Here is an 18,615-nt window from a genome sequence, read left to right as displayed (position 1 = left end):
GCCGCGGCGAATTGGCAGGCTGAGGCGCATGACCGCGAGCCTTCAAGTCTCCCACCAAGCCGCCGAAGACGGCGGCCCGCCTCCCGTCCGTCCTGCCCTGGGTGCCGTGGCCTGGAAGGAGGTTGCCCATCTGCTGGGCAATCTTCCGCTGGCGCTCGCCGGTTTCCTCTACACCGTGTGCATGGTGTCGACCGCGGGCGGTCTCTCCGTGACCGCGATCGGTCTTCCGCTGCTCGCAGCCGGTTTGGCGGTGTCTCGCTGGTTGGGACGGTTCGAGCGGGCCCGGGCGCGGTGGCTGCTGGGCGTACGGGTGGACGAGCCGAGCCCGCTGCCCGGGTGGCGGCGGTCCGGGGGGTTCTTCCCCTGGCTGTGGACGGCCGTGAAGGACCCGGTGGCCTGGCGGACGGTGCTGTTCGAGCTGGTGCGGCTGCCGTGGGGGGTGCTGACCTTCTCGGTGACGCTGACCGGGCTGTTCGTGCTGTGGCCGGTGCTGCCGTACGTGTCGCGGGCGCTGTCGAACGTGGACCGGGTGATGGTACGGGGGCTGCTGTCGCCCTCGGACGGGCTGGAGCGGCGGATCGCGGAGCTGGAGTCCGACCGGGGGGTGGTGGTCGACACGGCCGCCGCCGACCTGCGGCGCATCGAGCGGGACCTGCACGACGGGGCGCAGGCGCGGCTGGTGGCGCTGGCGATGGGGCTGGGCCTGGCGAAGGAGAAGCTGCTGGAGGACCCGGACGCGGCGGCGGCGATGGTCGACGAGGCGCACGGGGAGGTGAAGCTGGCCCTGCAGGAGCTGCGGGACCTGGCGCGGGGGATCCACCCGGCGGTGCTGACGGACCGGGGGCTGGACGCGGCGCTGTCGGCGGTGGCCTCGCGGTGCCTGGTGCCGGTGAAGGTGGCGGTGGACCTGCCGGAGCGGCCGGCGGCGGCGGTCGAGGGGATCGCGTACTTCACCGTGTCGGAGCTGCTGCAGAACATCAGCAAGCACGCCGGGGCCCGCGGCGCGGGCGTGGAGGTGTGGCGGGCGGACTCCCGGCTGCTGATCCGGGTGTCCGACGACGGCCGGGGCGGTGCCGGGGTCCGGCGGGGCGGGGGGACCGGCCTGGCGGGTCTGGCGGACCGGATCGGGGCGGTGGACGGGGTCTTCGCGGTGGACTCCCCGGAGGGCGGGGGCACGGTGGTCACGGCGGAACTGCCGTGGCGGGCCCGCTGAGCGGATGACCGGGGGATCCGCCCCGGCACCGGGGTGGGGTTAACCCCCGGGGGCAGAGGCCGACCCGCCCGATGGTGCGGGGGCGCGGGCGGGCGGGAGGGTGGGGACGTACATCAGGCGCAGGAGAGGCGGGGCGGGGATCATGGGTGTCGTTGAGGCGGTGCGGGCTCCGGTGGCGGGGCGGACCTGGCGGGAGTTCGGGTACCTGCTGCTCGGGCTGCCGCTGGGCATCTGCTACTTCACCCTCGCCGTGACCGGCGTCAGCCTCGGCGCCGGACTGCTCGTCACCTTCCTCGGGATCCCCGTGCTCGCGGGCGTGCTCGCCCTGTGCCGCGGCTTCGGGTGGATCGAGCGGGTCCGGGTGCGCGGGCTGCTCGGCGTCGACATGGCCGATCCCGCTCCCGTCCGGGCCGGCGGGCCGGGGCCGCTCGCCCTCGTGGGGGCGCTGCTCAGGAACGGCAGCGCGTGGCGGCACGTCCTGTACTCCCTGGTCCACTTCCCGTGGGCCGTCTTCGGCTTCTGCGTGGCCGTGACCCTGTGGACGACCGGGTGGGCCCTTCTGCTGTACCCCGTCTGGTACTGGGTGTTCCCGGAGCACGCCGGCGAGCGCGAGGTCCTGGTCTTCCAGAACGGCGACCACTCGCTCTCCCTGGACTCCCCCACCGGGACGGCCGTGGCCTGCCTGGCCGGGCTGCTGGTCACCCTGGCCACGCCCTGGGTGATCCACGCCCTGGTCACCGTCGACCGGCTCCTGGTCTCGGCGCTGCTCGGCCCCTCCCGCCTCGACCACCGGGTCAGCGAGCTGGAGTCCGACCGGGGGGTGGTGGTCGACACGGCCGCCGCCGACCTGCGGCGCATCGAGCGGGACCTGCACGACGGGGCGCAGGCGCGGCTGGTGGCGCTGGCGATGGACCTGGGCCTCGCGAAGGAGAAGCTCGCGCAGGATCCGCAGGCCGCGGCCCGGATGGTGGACGAGGCCCACGGCGAGGTGAAGATCGCGCTGCAGGAGCTGCGGGACCTGGCCCGCGGGATCCATCCGGCGGTGCTGACCGACCGGGGGCTGGACGCCGCGCTGTCGGCGGTGGCCGCCCGGTGCACCGTACCGGTGAAGGTGGCGGTGAACCTGGCCGAGCGGCCGGCGGCCGCGGTGGAGGGGATCGCCTATTTCACGGTGTCGGAGCTGCTGCAGAACACCGGCAAGCACGCCGGGGCCCGGGTCGCGAGCGTGGACGTGTGGAGGGCCGGGGACCGGCTGCTGATCCGGGTGGCCGACGACGGCCGCGGCGGCGCCCGCACCGACGGGCCGGGGAGCGGACTGGCGGGGCTCACCGAACGGCTCGGCGCCGTCGACGGGGTGCTGGTCGTGGACTCCCCCGCCGGAGGCGGCACCACCGTCACCGCCGAGCTCCCCTGGCGCAACCGCTCGGCCTGACCGGCACCGGCCGCCGCCGGCCGGCACCCCGGCGGCCCCCGGCTGGGCCGCCGCCCACCCCTTGGAACACCGACCCGCAGCCGTTCGTTGATCCAATTTCGCCTACACCGGCCCTTGAGGCTGGGATGCTTGGCTGGGACAGCGGTACCGGGGACGTGCGGATGCGGGAGCGGCGAGTCGTGGAAGACAAGGTGCGGGTGGTCATCGCCGAGGATTCGGTGCTGCTGCGGGAGGGGCTGACCCGGCTGCTGACCGACCGGGGGCACGAGATCGTCGCCGGCGTCTCCGACGCGGAGGCCCTGCTCAAGACGGTCGCCGAGCTGGCGGCGGAGGATGCGCTGCCGGACGTGGTGGTGGCCGACGTACGGATGCCCCCGACCCACACCGACGAGGGCGTACGGGCGGCGGTGCGGCTCAGGCGCGAGCACCCCGGTATCGGGGTCCTGGTGCTGTCCCAGTACGTGGAGGAGCAGTACGCCACCGAGCTGCTGGCCGGATCCAGTACCGGAGTGGGGTACCTGCTCAAGGACCGGGTCGCCGAGGTGCGGGAGTTCGTGGACGCCGTCGTCCGCGTGGCCCGGGGCGGTACGGCCCTGGACCCGGAGGTGGTGGCACAGCTGCTCGGCCGCAGCCGCAAGCAGGACGTGCTGGCCGGCCTGACTCCGCGGGAGCGCGAGGTGCTCGGGCTGATGGCGGAGGGCCGGACGAACTCCGCCGTGGCCAAGCAGCTGGTGGTGAGCGACGGGGCGGTGGAGAAGCACGTCAGCAACATCTTCATGAAGCTCGGCCTGTCCCCCAGCGACGGGGACCACCGGCGCGTCCTGGCCGTCCTCACGTATCTGCGCTCGTGACCGGCTCTGCACCCGTGACCGGCTCTGCACCCGTGAGCGGCTCTGCTCCCGGGCCGGGCCGCGCGGGCCCGCGGGGGCCGTGATCGCGGATTTCCGCTCCGGTCCGGCCTTGATCGGAATCTTGATCAACTGACACCCTGTCAGGTACGGCGGTACCGCACCTGGCCGAAGGGGCTCGCACTATTTCCTGCACGGCGCGAGATCCCGGAACGTCTCGGAATCTCTCGGAATCTCTCGGAATCTCTCGGCATTCTTCCGACAGGCCGCCGCAAGACGACGGTCCAGAATATGAGCGTCCCCGAGGAAGGTCATCCCGACCGACGTAGGGTTGGCCTTGGGAGCGGGAACGCCACGCCTCGAAGGAGGTCCAGTTCAGTGACCAGCCAGGTCAGTAGCCCAGCCGAACAGGCCGACGGCGCCGAAGGGGCTGTAGTCGGCGAGCAGCGGACGCCCCCGGGCCCGGGCGGCAAGGAAGTGCGCCGCCTCGACCGGGTGATCATCCGGTTCGCGGGTGACTCGGGTGACGGCATGCAGCTCACCGGTGACCGGTTCACCTCGGAGACGGCATCCTTCGGCAACGATCTCTCGACGCTGCCGAACTTCCCCGCCGAGATCCGCGCGCCCGCCGGGACGCTGCCGGGCGTCTCCTCCTTCCAGCTGCATTTCGCCGATCACGACATCCTGACGCCGGGCGATGCCCCGAACGTTCTGGTGGCGATGAATCCGGCGGCGCTGAAGGCGAACATCGGGGACGTGCCGCGCGGCGCGGAGATCATCATCAACACCGATGAATTCACCAAGCGCCCGATGGCCAAGGTCGGCTACGAAACCTCCCCGCTGGAAGACGGTTCCCTGGGGGCCTACAACATCCATCCGGTGCCGCTGACCACCCTCACGGTGGAGGCGCTGAAGGATTTCGGGCTGTCCCGCAAGGAGGCCGAGCGCAGCAAGAACATGTTCGCGCTGGGCCTGCTGAGCTGGATGTACCACCGGCCGACCGAGGGTACGGAGAGCTTCCTGCGGCAGAAGTTCGCGAAGAAGCCGGAGATCGCCGAGGCGAACGTCGCGGCGTTCCGGGCGGGCTGGAACTTCGGCGAGACCACCGAGGACTTCGCGGTCTCCTACGAGGTGGCCCCGGCCACCCGTGCCTTCCCGACCGGCACCTACCGCAACATCTCCGGGAACCTCGCCCTGTCCTACGGGCTGATCGCGGCGAGCCGCCAGGCCGATCTGCCGCTCTACCTGGGCTCGTACCCGATCACCCCGGCCTCGGACATCCTGCACGAGCTGAGCCGGCACAAGAACTTCGGCGTACGGACCTTCCAGGCCGAGGACGAGATCGCCGGGATCGGCGCGGCGCTGGGCGCGGCCTTCGGCGGGGCGCTCGGCGTGACGACCACGTCCGGCCCGGGTGTGGCGCTGAAGTCGGAGACGATCGGGCTGGCGGTGTCGCTGGAGCTGCCGCTGCTGATCGTCGACATCCAGCGCGGCGGCCCGTCCACCGGTCTGCCGACCAAGACCGAGCAGGCGGACCTGCTCCAGGCCATGTACGGGCGCAACGGCGAGGCGCCGGTGCCCGTCGTGGCCCCGCGGACCCCGGCGGACTGCTTCGACGCGGCGCTGGATGCGGCCCGGATCGCGCTGACGTACCGGACGCCGGTGTTCCTGCTCTCGGACGGGTACCTGGCCAACGGCTCCGAGCCGTGGCGGATCCCGGACGTGGCGGACCTGCCGGACCTGCGGGTGCGGTTCGCCTCCGCCCCCAACCACGAGCTCGCGGACGGCACGGAGGTCTTCTGGCCGTACAAGCGCGACCCGCACACCCTGGCCCGCCCCTGGGCGGTCCCGGGCACGCCGGGTCTGGAGCACCGGATCGGCGGCATCGAGAAGCAGGACGGCACGGGCAACATCTCCTACGACCCGGCCAACCACGACTTCATGGTCCGCACCCGCCAGGCCAAGATCGACGGCATCGAGGTCCCGGACGTGGAGGTCGACGACCCCGACCAGGCCCGCACCCTCGTCCTGGGCTGGGGCTCCACCTACGGCCCCATCACCGCCGCCGTACGCCGGCTGCGCACCGCCCGGATCCCCGTCGCGCAGGCCCACCTGCGCCACCTCAACCCCTTCCCGCGGAATCTGGGGGAGGTCCTGAAGCGTTACGAAAAGGTAGTGGTGCCGGAGATGAACCTCGGGCAGCTCGCGACCCTCATCAGGGCGAAATACCTGGTCGACGCCCAGTCGTACAACCAGGTGAACGGAATGCCGTTCAAGGCGGAGCAGCTCGCGAAGGTTCTTGAGGAGGCCATCAATGACTGAGGTGACGGACGCTCCCACCCTGCTCTCCCTGGTGCCCAAGGCGCAGGCCAAGCAGTCCATGAAGGACTTCAAGTCGGACCAGGAGGTCCGATGGTGCCCGGGCTGCGGGGACTACGCCGTGCTGGCGGCCGTGCAGGGCTTCATGCCCGAGCTGGGGCTGGCGAAGGAGAACATCGTCTTCGTCTCCGGCATCGGCTGCTCGTCCCGTTTCCCGTACTACATGAACACCTACGGGATGCACTCCATCCACGGCCGCGCCCCGGCCATCGCCACGGGCCTGGCCACCTCGCGGCGGGACCTGTCGGTGTGGGTGGTCACCGGTGACGGCGACGCGCTCTCCATCGGCGGGAACCACCTGATCCACGCGCTGCGGCGGAACGTCAACCTGAAGATCCTGCTGTTCAACAACCGGATCTACGGTCTGACCAAGGGCCAGTACTCGCCCACCTCCGAGCTCGGCAAGATCACCAAGTCCACCCCGATGGGCTCCCTCGACGCGCCGTTCAACCCGGTCTCCCTGGCGCTCGGTGCCGAGGCCTCCTTCGTGGCCCGCACGGTCGACTCCGACCGCAAGCACCTCACGGAGGTGCTGCGCGCGGCTTCGGACCACCAGGGAACGGCGCTGGTGGAGATCTACCAGAACTGCAACATCTTCAACGACGGCGCCTTCGAGGTCCTCAAGGACCAGGAGCAGGCCCAGGAGGCCGTGATCCGGCTGGAGCAGGGCAAGCCGATCCGTTTCGGCACCGACGGCCACAAGGGCGTCGTTCGCAACCCGGCCACCGGCGACCTCGAAGTCGTCGTGGTCACCCCGGAGAACGAGGCGCGGATCCTGGTCCACGACGCGACGAGCCCCAGCCCGACCACCGCGTTCGCCCTGTCCCGACTGGCCGACCCCGACACCCTGCGGCAGACGCCGATCGGGGTGTTCCGCAACGTCGAGCGGCCCGTGTACGACACGCTGATGGCGGAGCAGCTGGATGCGGCCGTCGACGCGAAGGGCAAGGGCGACCTCAGCACGCTGCTGACGGGCAACGACACCTGGACGGTCGTCGGCTAGGAGAACCGCCCACCGCACCGAGCCGCCGAGCCGCCGAGCCGCCGAGCCCGGAGTTCCTCAGGAGCTCCGGGCTTCGTCGTACGCGGCGCGCGCCGCCTGCACGTCCGCGGTGCGCCGCTCGGTCCAGCGCGCGAGCGCCCACACCTGCTCGGCGGCCTCGCGCCCGAGCGGGGTGAGCGAGTAGTCCACCCGCGGGGGGATCACGGGCTTCGCGTCGCGCAGCAGGAAGCCGTCGCGCTCCAGCGTCTGGAGGGTCTGGGTCAGCATCTTCTCGCTGACGCCGCCGATCTCGCGGCGCAGCTCGCCGAAGCGGTACGAGCGCTCGACCAGGGCGGCCAGGACCAGGACGCCCCAGCGGCTGGTGACGTGCTCCAGTACGCCCCGCGAGGGGCACATCGGGGCCTTCACGGAAACTTCCCTGCTCACATCACTTACTCCCATACCAGTACCTTACTTTGAAGTGGGTACTTACGAAAGGTTAGCGCTTTCCTTTAGCTTGGTGTCACCGCCGGCACGGACCCCGCACCGGACCGGCAACGGACCCCACCGCAAGGAGCGCACCCCATGAGCATCGTCGTCACCGGAGCCACCGGAGCCCTCGGCCGCCTCGTCGTCGAGGAACTGCTGGAGCAGGTTCCGGCCGAGCGCATCGCCGTCGTCGTCCGCAGCAAGGAGAAGGCCGCCGACCTGGCCGCGCGCGGCGTCGAGGTGCGCATCGCGGACTACGACAGCCCCGAGACCCTGGCCGGCGCCTTCCGCACCGGCGACCGGGTGCTGCTGATCTCCGGCAACGAGGTCGGGCGCCGGGTGCCGCAGCACACCGCCGTCATCGGGGCCGCGAAGGCCGCCGGTGTCGCCCAGCTCGCCTACACCGGGATCCTGGGCGGCCCCGAGGCCGACTTCGACCTCGCCGCCGAGCACCAGGTCACCGAGCAGGCCATCCTCGACTCCGGCCTGCCGTACACCTTCCTGCGCAACGGCTGGTACCACGAGAACTACACGGGCCAGCTGGGCACGGTGCTGGAGCACGGCGCCGTCGTGGGCAGCGCGGGCGAGGGCCGCATCGCCTCTGCGGCGCGCGCCGACTACGCGGCCGCCGCGGCCGCCGTCCTGACCGGCGAGGGCCACCTGAACCGGGTCTACGAGCTGTCCGGCGACACCGCCTGGAGCCTCGCGGAGTACGCGGCCGAGGTCGCGGCGCAGTCCGGCAAGGAGGTGGGCTACACCGAGGTCCCGGCGGACGCGCACCTGTCGATCCTGACCGGAGCCGGGGTGCCCGAGGGCTTCGCGGCGATCCTCGTCGACGTGGACGCGGCGATCTCCCGGGGCCGGCTGGCCCACACCGGCGGCGACCTGTCCCGGCTCATCGGGCGCCCGACCACCCCGGTGGCCCACGCGATCGCCTCGGCCCTGGCCTGAACGCCACAGCGCTCCCAGTGCCAGAACCCGTCCCAGCCCGCCGGGGGCCGCCCCGCAAGGCCACGAAGATGTCATGAGTATCTCGTGTAAACGGGCATGACATCCGCCCCGTACGGCGCTACCTTCGTGAAGTTGGCCGAAACACGTACGGGAGGCCCCGTGAAGGCAGAGAACGAGCAGCGCACGGGTTTGCTCTACGGATTCGGCGCATACGGGATGTGGGGGCTCGTCCCCCTCTTCTGGCCGCTCCTCAAGCCCTCGGAGGCCGTCGAGATCCTCGCCCACCGCATGGTGTGGTCCCTGGCCTTCGTCGGCGTGGTACTGCTCGCACTGCGCCGCTGGGGCTGGATACGCGAGCTGCTGCGCCAGCCCCGCAAGCTGGGCCTGACCGCCCTCGCCGCCTCGGTGATCTCCGTGAACTGGGGCCTGTACATCTGGGCCGTCAACCACGGGGCCGTGGTCGAGGCCAGCCTCGGCTACTTCATCAACCCGCTGGTCACCATCGCGATCGGCGTGCTCGTCCTCGGCGAGCGGCTGCGCCGCGCCCAGTGGGCGGCGGTCGGCATCGGCGCGGCCGCCGTGCTGGTCCTCGCCATCGGGTACGGGCGGCCGCCGTGGATCTCGCTGGTGCTGGCCTTCTCCTTCGCCACGTACGGGCTGATCAAGAAGAAGCTCGACATGGGCGGCGTGGAGTCGCTGGCCGCCGAGACCGCGCTGCTGTTCCTGCCCGCGCTCGGCTACCTGCTGTGGCTGGGCACGCAGGGCCGGTCCACCTTCGCCGCCGAGGGCCCCGGGCACTCCGCCCTGCTCGCCGCGACCGGGCTGGTCACCGCGATCCCGCTGGTGTTCTTCGGCGCGGCGGCGATCCGGGTTCCGCTCTCCACCCTCGGGCTGCTCCAGTACATGGCCCCGGTCTTCCAGTTCGGGCTGGGCGTCCTGTACTTCCACGAGGCCATGCCGCCCGAGCGCTGGGCCGGGTTCTCCCTGGTCTGGGCGGCGCTCGCGCTGCTGACCTGGGACGCGCTGCGCACGGCGCGGCAGTCCCGGATCCGGCTTGAGGCGCTGCGCGCCAGCGGATCGCCGACGGCGCCGGCCCACGAGCCGGCGTAACTCCGCGCCCATACCCCCCACGATCCCCGTTGCGGAACCTCCGCAACGGGGATCGTCCGTTTTCCGAACCACCCTGACCGGATCCCGGTCTTGACGCGTCGTCATATCTCACTCAACATCGGGCTCGCACTGACGCACGATCGCTCACCTGCGCCACCCCCGCACGTTCCGTTCCATCCCCAACGGAATCCCGGAGAGCCCCCACATGAGCCTGTCCGCCTCCCGGCGTCTTGCCGCCGTGACCGCCCTCGCGGTCGCCGGCCTCTTCGCCTCCACCGCCCCCGCCGCACTGGCCTCCCCCACGACCGCGGCCGCGGCCCCCACTCCGCCCGACATCCCGCTGGCCAACGTCAAGGCGCACCTGGCGCAGTTCCAGACCATCGCCAACGGCAACGGCGGAAACCGCGCCCACGGCAGGGCCGGGTACAAGGCCTCGATCGACTACGTGAAGGCAAAGCTGGACGCGGCCGGCTTCACCACCTCCCTGCAGACCTTCACCAGCAGCGGGGCCACCGGCTACAACCTGATCGCCGACTGGCCGGGCGGCGACCCCAACTCGGTGCTGATGGCCGGTTCGCACCTGGACTCGGTGACCGCGGGTCCCGGCATCAACGACAACGGATCCGGCTCGGCGGCCGTCCTGGAGACCGCGCTGGCCGTGTCGCGCGCACAGCTCCAGCCCACCAAGCACCTGCGGTTCGGCTGGTGGGGGGCGGAGGAGCTCGGACTGGTCGGCTCCAAGTACTACGTCAACAACCTGCCGAGCGCCGAGAAGGCGAAGATCTCCGGCTACCTGAACTTCGACATGATCGGCTCCCCGAACCCGGGGTACTTCGTCTACGACGACGACCCGACGATCGAGCAGACCTTCAAGACGTACTTCGCGGGCCTGAACATCCCGACGGAGATAGAGACCGAGGGCGACGGACGCTCCGACCACGCCCCCTTCAAGAGCGCGGGCATCCCGGTCGGCGGCCTGTTCTCCGGCGCGGACTACACCAAGACCGCGGCGCAGGCCCAGAAGTGGGGCGGTACCTCCGGTCAGGCCTTCGACCGCTGCTACCACTCCTCCTGCGACACCACGGCGAATATCAACGACACCGCCCTGGACCGCAATTCCGACGCCATCGCCTACGCGATCTGGAACCTCGGGGCAGCCACCCCGGTACCGCCCGGCCCCTCCTTCGAGAACACGGCGGACGTGAACATCCCGGACTCCCCCGGGGCCGCGGTGACCTCGCCGATCACGGTCTCCGGCGTCACGGGCAACGCCCCGGCCACCACCAAGGTCGACGTGAACATCGTCCACACCTACCGCGGTGACCTGGTGGTCGACCTGATCGCCCCGGACGGCACGGCGTACCGGCTGAAGAACTCCTCCGGCTCCGACTCCGCGGACAACGTGGTGGCGTCCTACACCGTCAACGCCTCCAGCGAGGTCGCCAACGGCGTCTGGAAGCTCCAGGTCAAGGACGTCGCGGCGCAGGACGTCGGCTACATCAACAGCTGGAAGATCACCTTCTAGGAGGGACGGCCTAGGAGGACGCCCCCTGCGAGGACGGCCCGGCGGCCTGCGGCTCCCGGATCAGGGCGCGCAGCTCCTCGGCCACCGCGCACACGTCCGCGCGGCCCAGCTTCGCCGCCTCCACCAGGTCGCCGAGCTCCTCCGGGGAGGGCAGTTGAGTGGCTCCCGCCACCCGCAGGTACGAGCGGGTGGCGGCGGCCGCGTAGAACTCGTTCATCGGCGATTCCAGCGCGGGGCACACGGCGAGCGTGTGCAGGAACGCGGCGGCCCGCCACGCGGTGTCCGGGGCGGGCTGTTCGGGCACCAGGACGAGGTCGTTCTGGTGCCGGGCGACCGCGGCGGCCACCCCGGAGGGATCCCACACGGCGGGATCGGACGGAAGATGGTGGGCCAGAGCGGTCCAGGCCCACTCCATGGTGATCTTCAATTGCCGAACCGCTCCTGGAAGTAGCCCCAGTGGTCGGCGAACTCCTCTATCCCGGAAAGGAAGTTCTTCCGGTCCTCGTCGAGTTCGCGTTCCGTCACCTCGGTGATCAGCGCGGTGACCGTCGTCCCCAGCGCCGCCGCGCGCGCCTTCAGGCGTTCGTGGAACTCTTCGTCCAGGCGGATGGTGACGTGTCTCGACATGTCCTTCACCGTACAGCGGGGCCGCTGTACGAAGGGCCGGAACGGCCGAAGGGTGGGCAGGGACACAGTCCCCGCCCACCCTTCGGGCGCGCTCCTCACACCGGGTTACTTGTTGGCGTCGGCCGCCTTCACCAGGGCGTCCTTGGTGACCGCACCGACGTAGACCTTGCCGTCGTCCGTGATCAGGGCGTTGACCACACGGGTCTTGAAGAGCCGGCCCTCACCGAACTTCCCGCTGACCTTGTCCCCGAGGCTGCCCAGGAACTGCTTGGCCTCCTTGGGGGCGTTCTTGTCGTTCTCCAGCTCCTTGAGGCTCTTGCCGAGGCCCGTGTCGATGCGGGCGATCGTCGCCCAGCCCTCGCCGAGCACCTTCGTCTCGCCCTTGCCGCCCGCTGCGCCGGTCAGGCCCTCCAGGCCGGGGAAGGCCTCCAGGCCCTTCCACTCCTTACCGTCCTTGTCGTCCTTGCCGGCCTTGCCCGGGGCGTGGTCGGCGCCCTCGGTGACCTTGGCGCCCTTGGGGGCGGTGAAGGCGAAGGTGTCCGCGGACGGCTTGGCGAAGTCCACCTTGGTGAAGCCCGCGTCGACGATCGGCTTGCCGCCCTCCGTCGCCAGCAGCTGGACGCGCAGCGGGACGCCGTTCTTCGCGTCCACCGCGATCTTGACCGAGGCGATCGTGGAGCCGCTCTGCTTCGGCTTCAGCACCAGCTGGTAGGCGTCCCGGCCCGCCACCTGTGCGGTGTCGCCCACGCCGACGTCCGTGGTCGGGCCCGCGGCCTTCAGGATCTCCTGGGCCAGCTGCTGGGGCGATCCGGCCGGCCGGCCGGCCTGCTTCCCGGCGTCCTGGTTCTTCTCGTGCCAGACCTCGTTGGACTTGCTGTCGTATCCCCAGACGTCCGCGCCGTTGTGGATGACGCTGTACTCGTCCTTGCCGTCCACGAACGTGAGCTTCTGGCGGTCCGGTCCGTCGGCCGCGACCCGCACCGTGTGCGTCCCGTTCGCCAACTGGGCGATCCGGTCCTGCGGATCGGCCGAGCCGCCGCCCCCGCCCGCGCCGCCCGCCGCGCCGCCGAGCAGGCCGCTCGCCAGGGTGGGCAGGCCGAGGTCGGTGGTGATGCGCGCACTGCCGGACAGCTGCTGCACGTCCGAGGCGGCGACCTTCTCGATCAGCTGCTGGGCCGTCACCGGCGGCAGGTCCGGGCTGCCGGAGTTCGCGAAGGCCGGGACCATCGCCACGGTCGCGGCGGCCACACCCGCCACCGCGACCGGAACGGCATACCGTGCGGTCTTGCGGGTCTTTGCGTTCGTTGCCATGTCTGCCCTACCCCTTTGTCACCCGATCTGGTGGCGTTGTGCCTCTATCTGACCAAAGGGGAGGGGGTCGGGGCGTCACTCCGCGGACTCAACTCCGCGTACACCCCTGGGATGACACGCACCGGGCCCCGTCCCCCCTTACCCGTAGGGGAGACGGGGCCCGGGCGCTCCTCCGGCCGTACGCGGCTCAGGAGGTACGCAGCTCAATACGCAGCTCAAGGGGGCCGGTGTCCGGTCCGGCTAGCCGGCGCGGTGCACCACCGCGTCGCACAGCTCCTCCAGCGCCGACTTCGCGAAGCACTCCGGCAGCGGGGCGAGCGTGGCCCGGGCGTCCTGCGCGTAGCGGATGGTGTCCCGGCGGGCCTGTTCCAGCGCCGGGTGCACCCGCAGCCGCGAGAGCACCTCGGCGTGCCGTGCGTCGTCGGTGAGGTCGCCGTCCAGGAGGCGTACGAGCTCCAGGTCCTCGGCGGCGCCGCCCTGGGCCGCCATCTCGCGCAGCCGCAGCACCGGCAGCGTGGGGATGCCCTCGCGCAGGTCCGTGCCCGGGGTCTTGCCGGACTCGTGGGAGTCGGAGGCGATGTCGAGGACGTCGTCGGCGAGCTGGAAGGCGGTGCCGAGACGCTCCCCGTACTGGGTCAGGATGTCGACGACCGACTCGTCGGCGCCGGACATCAGCGCGCCGAACCGGCCGGAGACCGCGATCAGCGAGCCGGTCTTGCCGGCGATGACGTCGAGGTAGTGCGCGACGGGGTCGCGGCCGTCGCGCGGGCCGGCCGTCTCCAGGATCTGGCCCGTCACCAGCCGCTCGAAGGCCTCGGCCTGGATGCGTACGGCCTCCGGCCCGAGGTCGGCCAGGATGTGCGAGGCGCGGGCGAAGAGGAAGTCACCCGTCAGGACGGCCACCGAGTTGCCCCAGCGGGCGTTGGCGCTGGCCACTCCGCGGCGTACGTCCGCCTCGTCCATGACGTCGTCGTGGTAGAGCGTCGCCAGATGGGTGAGCTCCACGACCACGGCGGAGGGCACCACTCCGGGCGCGTACGGATCGCCGAAACGGGCGGCCAGCATCACCAGCAGCGGGCGGAACCGCTTGCCCCCGGCCCGCACCAGGTGTTGTGCGGCCTCGGTGATGAAGGGGACTTCGCTCTTGGTGGCCTCCAGCAGACCCGCCTCGACGGCGGCCAGTCCGGCCTGGACATCGGTCTCAAGAGCCTGGTCCCGCACGCTCAGTCCGAACGGCCCGACGACGGTCACGAGGGGTACTCCTGTCTGCTGACGATCACGCTGACGATCACCTGGATTGTCGATGTGTCGCTGCCATCACTCAAGCCAGCGTATCCGGTCTGTTTTCGATCACCGAGAGCGCCCATCATGTCGCCGCCCGCGCACCGCCCGATACGCGCCGGTATGTTTCATGATGGGGCGGAACGACCGGAGCATTCCTTTCATCCAGAACCGCGACCGACCTGGCGGACCGGGGAGTCGAATCCGATGATCATCCGCACCGACTTCCCCTACGACACCGCCCGCGCGGACGTCCGGATCCCCCTGCAGGACGGCGTCGAACTGTACGCCCGGATCTGGCGCCCGCGGGCGGACGAGGCGGTTCCGGCGCTGCTGGAGTACCTGCCCGACCGGCTGACGGACCGTACCGCGCCGCGCGACGCCCAGCGCCACCCCTGGTACGCGGGCCACGGCTACGCGTCGGTCCGGGTGGACGCACGGGGCCACGGCTGCAGCGGGGGGAGCCCCGGCGACCCGTACGGTGACCGGGAGGCGGCCGACGGGGCCGCGGTGGTGGAGTGGCTCGCCCGGCAGCCGTGGTGCACCGGCTCGGTGGGGGCGTTCGGGATCGGCCGGGGCGCCACCGCCGGCCTGCGGATCGCCGCACTGGCGCCGCCGGCCCTGAAGGCGGTGGTCGCGGTCTGTTCGACGGACGACCCCTACGACAACGGCGTCTCCTACTGGGGCGGCTCGGCGACGGCCGCGGGCATGCACGCCCGGGCTGCGGCCCTGACGGCCCTCGCCGCGTGTCCGCCGGATCCGCTGTTCACCGGCGACGGCTGGCGCGAGCAGTGGCTCGCCCGGCTGGAAGCGGTCGAGCCACCGGTCCACACCTGGCTGGCGCACCAGACCCGGGACGCGTACTGGCACCTCGCCGGCGCCGGCGAGGACCTCGGGGCGATCGGCGCGGCGGTGCTGGCGGTGGGCGGCTGGCACGACCCCTTCCGGGACACGGTGCTGCGGCTGCTGGCCGCCCTGCCCGCCGACCGGGTCCGGGGCCTGATCGGCCCGTGGGCGCACCAGTACCCCGACCACGGGCTGTCACCCGGCCCGGCCGTCGGCTTCCTGCAGGAGACGCTGCGGTGGTGGGACCACTGGCTCAAGGGCGCCGGCAACGGCGTGATGGACGAGCCCCTGCTGCGCTCCTGGATCGCGCGCTCGCACCCCCCGGCGACGGCGTACGAGTACCTGGAGGGCCGCTGGGCCGGCGACCCGGCCTGGCCCTCCCCCTCCGTCACCCCCGTGACCTACGGGCTCCAGGGCGCACCGGTGATCGTGGCCTCGCCGCAGCACACGGGCGTGGACGCCGGGCGGTTCGTCCCCTCCGGCGACGAGGCCGACCTGCCGCCCGACCAGCGGGAGGAGGACGCGAAGTCGGCGTGCTTCGAGTTCCCGGTGCCGGACGCGGGCCCGGTGGAGGTCCTCGGCCGGCCGCAGGTCACCCTCCGGCTGCGGCTGGACGTCCCGTACGGGCAGGTCGTGGCGCGGCTGTGCGACGTGGCCCCGGACGGCGCTTCCACGCTGGTCACGCGGGGCGCGCTGAACCTCTCGGCGCGCCAGGGCCGGGAGAAGGCGGTGCCGTGGCCGCTGGGCGCCTACGAGGACGTGTCCTTCGAGCTGAGCGCCACCGGGCACGCCTTCCCGCCCGGCCACCGGATCCGGCTCGCGCTCTCCTCGGCGTACTGGCCCTGGGTCTGGCCGCGGGCCGGTTCGCAGGCGGGCTGGACGCTGGAACCGGCGGGCAGCGCGCTGACCCTGCCGGTGCGGTCCGCGGCCGCCGCCGGGGCGGACTCCGGGATCGCCTTCGAGGCCCCGGAGCAGGCGCCGCCGCTGGCGGTGGCCGTTCCGGCCACGCTGGACGAGCCCGCGCCGCAGCGGCTCGTCGTACGGGACGTCGCGCGCGGGACGTGGCGCCTGGAGGTGGACCCCCGGGACGGGGGCACGCGGGTGTACCCGGACGGGCTGGAGGTCACCGAGGACGCACAGGACGTGTACGAGATCCAGGAGGCGGATCCGCTGTCGGCGCGGGCCCGTTCGGACCGGCGGATCCGCATGCACCGGCCCGAGCCGGCGTGGGACGCGCAGGTCGAGACGCACGCGGAGACCACCTGCGACGAGGGCGGCTTCCTCGTGGCGAACGAGGTGGTGTGCCGGGAGGGCGAGGAGGTGGTCTTCCACCGCACGTGGCAGCGCCGCCTCCCCCGCGCGGCGACCTGAGGCGCGCCGTCGGCCCCTCAGCCGAACAGCCGCTCCAGGACCACCGCGATGCCGTCGTCCTCGTTGGACAGCGTGACCTCGTCGGCCACGGCCACCAGCTCCCGGTGCGCATTGGCCATGGCCACCCCGCGCGCCGCCCACGCGAACATCGGAATGTCGTTCGGCATGTCACCGAAGGCGATCGTGGAGTCCGCCGCCACGCCCAGGACCTCCGCGGCGCGCGCCAGACCGCTCGCCTTGTCCACGCCCGGCGGCTGGAGTTCCACGGTGTGCTCCCCCGCCATCGTCACGTTGACCAGGTCCCCGACCACCGACCGCGCCACCCGCGTCAGTTCGTCGTCGTCGAGTTCGGGGTGCTGGAGCAGCACCTTGTTGATCGGCGAGGCCCACAGGTCGGACCGGCGCCCCACCCGCACCGTCGGCAGGTGCGGGTGCCACATCCGGTAGCCCGGCCCTATCAGCATCTCCGCGTCCACCCCCTCCTGGTTGACCGCCGCGTAGACCTCCCCGATCTCCGCCTCGATCTTCCCCAGCGCCACGTCCGCCAGGTCCCGGTCCAGCGGAACGGAGTGCAACAGGCGCGCGCCCGCCACGTCGTACACCTGCGCGCCCTGCCCGCACACCGCGAGCCCCGTGTAGCCGAGGCCGTCCAGGACGTGCCGGACCTGCGGGACGGGGCGCCCGGTGACGATGATGTGCTGGGCGCCCGCGGCGCGCGCCCGCGCGAGCGCCGCGTACGAGCGGGCCGAGACGGTGTCTCCGGCGCGCAGCAGGGTCCCGTCCAGATCGGTGGCCACGAGTGCATAGGGGAGGGCGGAATGCACGGCGGAATGCACGGAAGTCACGGCGGAAGTCACGGGCGCAAGGATACGGACCCCATTGGACAAGTCCTACAAATAGCGCCCGAATCCGGCCTCCCGCAGGCCCCACCAGCCACGTAACGTGTCAACAAGCCCCCGGGACACCCCCGGACCACATCGAAAGCGAGGCAGCACCCCATGCCCCAGCAGAGCCCCCTCGATGTCCCCGAGGGCGACCCGTTCGGGCCGCACAACCTCCCCTACGGCGTCTTCTCGACGCCCGAGGAGCCGCGCCACCGCATCGGCGTGCGCATCGGCGGACACGTGCTCGACGCGGGGGCGGTCGCGGCCGCGCTCGGCTCCCCGTACGCCGCACTGCTCGGGCAGCCCTCCCTCAACCCGCTGCTGGCCGCCGGCCGCCCGGTCTGGCGCGACGTGCGGCGTGCGCTGACCGCCTGGGTGACCGACCCCGGCCACCGCGCGACGGTCGAGCCGCACCTGACGCCGCTGGACACCGTCACCCTGCACCTCCCGTACGAGGTCGCCGACTACGTCGACTTCTACGCGAGCGAGCACCACGCCACCAACGTCGGCAGGATCTTCCGTCCGGACGGCGACGCGCTGACGCCCAACTGGAAGCACCTGCCGATCGGTTACCACGGCCGCTCCGGCACCATCGTCGTCTCCGGCACCGAGGTCGTCCGCCCCAGCGGCCAGCGCAAGGCACCCGCCGACCCGGCACCCGTCTTCGGCCCGTCCGTCAAGCTCGACATCGAGGCCGAGGTCGGCTTCGTCGTCGGCACCCCCTCCGAGCTGGGCCGTCCGGTGGCGCTCGGCGAGTTCGAGGACCACGTCTTCGGGCTGTTCCTGCTCAACGACTGGTCCGCGCGCGACATCCAGGCCTGGGAGTACGTGCCGCTGGGCCCCTTCCTCGGCAAGTCCTTCGCCACCTCCGTCTCCGCCTGGGTGACCCCGCTGGACGCCCTGGAGGCCGCCCGGGTCACCCCGCCCGCCCGGGACTTCCCGCTGCTGCCCTACCTCGACGACGCCGGGGCCGAGACGCCCGGCGGCTTCGACCTGCACATCACCGTCTCCATCAACGGGCAGGAGGTCGCGCAGCCGCCCTTCGCCTCGATGTACTGGACCGCGGCGCAGCAGCTCGCCCACATGACGGTCAACGGCGCCTCCCTGCGGACGGGCGACGTGTACGGCTCCGGCACGGTCAGCGGCCCCGAGGTCGGCCAGCGCGGCTCCCTGCTGGAGCTGACGTGGAACGGCCGCGACGCCATCGAGCTCGCCGACGGCAAGCGCACCTTCCTGGAGGACGGGGACACCGTCACCCTCACCGCCTGGGCCCCCGGCCCCGACGGCACCCGGGTGGGCCTGGGCGAGGTCACCGGCCGCATCGTGGGATCCCGCTAGTCCGAAGGGTGAACGGCGGGGTGGCGGA

General features: G+C 72.0%; 16 protein-coding genes. 10 read left to right on the top strand and 6 right to left on the bottom strand.

Translation table 11 applies throughout. The annotated features are described in order from the left end of the window. Positions 1–28 precede the first annotated feature (28 nt). The 5 genes from ABZ128_RS24015 (at position 29) to ABZ128_RS23995 (ending at position 6,875) form a co-directional block, all read left to right on the top strand. Entirely contained in the window at positions 29–1,213 is a 1,185-nt protein-coding gene (locus ABZ128_RS24015; RefSeq protein WP_356850850.1) for a sensor domain-containing protein, read from the top strand. A 142-nt stretch (positions 1,214–1,355) separates the two neighbouring features. Further along, a complete protein-coding gene (locus tag ABZ128_RS24010) occupies positions 1,356–2,645 on the top strand; it encodes a sensor domain-containing protein (protein ID WP_356850849.1) in 1,290 nt (429 codons plus the stop codon). 179 nt (positions 2,646–2,824) lie between these two features. Next, positions 2,825–3,496, top strand: coding sequence for a response regulator transcription factor (locus tag ABZ128_RS24005; protein WP_356850848.1), 672 nt, complete (start codon positions 2,825–2,827; stop codon positions 3,494–3,496). 375 nt (positions 3,497–3,871) lie between these two features. Next, positions 3,872–5,815 carry a 2-oxoacid:acceptor oxidoreductase subunit alpha gene (locus ABZ128_RS24000; protein ID WP_356850847.1) on the top strand — a complete coding sequence of 648 codons (1,944 nt, stop codon included), beginning with the start codon at positions 3,872–3,874 and terminating at the stop codon, positions 5,813–5,815. Then, entirely contained in the window at positions 5,808–6,875 is a 1,068-nt protein-coding gene (locus tag ABZ128_RS23995) for a 2-oxoacid:ferredoxin oxidoreductase subunit beta (RefSeq protein WP_356850846.1), read from the top strand. The genes ABZ128_RS24000 and ABZ128_RS23995 overlap by 8 nt, the downstream gene beginning before the upstream one ends. 57 nt (positions 6,876–6,932) lie before the next feature. Here ABZ128_RS23995 and ABZ128_RS23990 read toward each other — a convergent pair whose 3' ends face one another. Then, positions 6,933–7,316 (bottom strand): helix-turn-helix domain-containing protein, encoded by a 384-nt coding sequence (locus ABZ128_RS23990; RefSeq protein ID WP_356850845.1) that lies wholly within the window; start codon positions 7,314–7,316, stop codon positions 6,933–6,935. A 123-nt stretch (positions 7,317–7,439) separates the two neighbouring features. Between ABZ128_RS23990 and ABZ128_RS23985 the strand changes: the two genes are divergently transcribed. From ABZ128_RS23985 to ABZ128_RS23975, 3 genes are all read left to right on the top strand, one after another. Beyond that, complete coding sequence (locus ABZ128_RS23985; protein WP_356850844.1) at positions 7,440–8,294, top strand: SDR family oxidoreductase; 855 nt, start codon at positions 7,440–7,442, stop codon at positions 8,292–8,294. A gap of 159 nt (positions 8,295–8,453) precedes the next feature. After that, positions 8,454–9,404 carry an EamA family transporter RarD gene (gene rarD, locus ABZ128_RS23980; protein ID WP_356850843.1) on the top strand — a complete coding sequence of 317 codons (951 nt, stop codon included), beginning with the start codon at positions 8,454–8,456 and terminating at the stop codon, positions 9,402–9,404. Positions 9,405–9,609: 205 nt separating this feature from the next. Further along, the gene (locus tag ABZ128_RS23975; RefSeq protein ID WP_356850842.1) at positions 9,610–10,929 is read left to right on the top strand and encodes a M28 family metallopeptidase; all 1,320 of its coding nucleotides are present in this window, start codon (positions 9,610–9,612) and stop codon (positions 10,927–10,929) included. Between the two features lie 10 nt (positions 10,930–10,939). Here the strand turns inward: ABZ128_RS23975 and ABZ128_RS23970 are convergent, their stop codons facing one another. From ABZ128_RS23970 to ABZ128_RS23955, 4 genes are all read right to left on the bottom strand, one after another. Continuing rightward, positions 10,940–11,356 (bottom strand): hypothetical protein, encoded by a 417-nt coding sequence (locus ABZ128_RS23970; protein ID WP_356850841.1) that lies wholly within the window; start codon positions 11,354–11,356, stop codon positions 10,940–10,942. Beyond that, positions 11,353–11,565 carry a plasmid partition protein ParG gene (locus tag ABZ128_RS23965; RefSeq protein ID WP_356850872.1) on the bottom strand — a complete coding sequence of 71 codons (213 nt, stop codon included), beginning with the start codon at positions 11,563–11,565 and terminating at the stop codon, positions 11,353–11,355. Before ABZ128_RS23965 ends, ABZ128_RS23970 begins: the two co-directional genes overlap by 4 nt. Positions 11,566–11,661: 96 nt before the next feature. Beyond that, on the bottom strand, positions 11,662–12,867 hold the full coding sequence (locus ABZ128_RS23960) for a DUF2092 domain-containing protein (protein WP_356850840.1): 1,206 nt from the start codon (positions 12,865–12,867) through the stop codon (positions 11,662–11,664). Positions 12,868–13,107: 240 nt separating this feature from the next. Beyond that, a complete protein-coding gene (locus ABZ128_RS23955; RefSeq protein WP_356850839.1) occupies positions 13,108–14,118 on the bottom strand; it encodes a polyprenyl synthetase family protein in 1,011 nt (336 codons plus the stop codon). 237 nt (positions 14,119–14,355) lie between these two features. On the opposite strand from ABZ128_RS23955, the gene ABZ128_RS23950 reads away from it, so the two are divergent. Then, entirely contained in the window at positions 14,356–16,365 is a 2,010-nt protein-coding gene (locus tag ABZ128_RS23950) for a CocE/NonD family hydrolase (RefSeq protein WP_356850838.1), read from the top strand. Positions 16,366–16,382: 17 nt separating this feature from the next. Here ABZ128_RS23950 and ABZ128_RS23945 read toward each other — a convergent pair whose 3' ends face one another. Next, positions 16,383–17,189: an HAD family hydrolase gene (locus ABZ128_RS23945; protein ID WP_356850871.1), complete on the bottom strand. Its 807-nt coding sequence runs from the start codon at positions 17,187–17,189 to the stop codon at positions 16,383–16,385. Positions 17,190–17,363: 174 nt separating this feature from the next. Here ABZ128_RS23945 and fahA point away from each other — a divergent pair, with 174 nt between their 5' ends. Then, on the top strand, positions 17,364–18,587 hold the full coding sequence (gene fahA / locus ABZ128_RS23940; protein WP_356850837.1) for a fumarylacetoacetase: 1,224 nt from the start codon (positions 17,364–17,366) through the stop codon (positions 18,585–18,587). Positions 18,588–18,615: the final 28 nt, after the last annotated feature.

It is taken from the genome of Streptomyces sp. NPDC006326, from assembly GCF_040612915.1.
Lineage (GTDB): Bacteria > Actinomycetota > Actinomycetes > Streptomycetales > Streptomycetaceae > Streptomyces.
The sequence above is the reverse complement of the archived record's forward strand: the minus strand, read 5'-3'. Positions and strand labels throughout refer to the sequence as shown.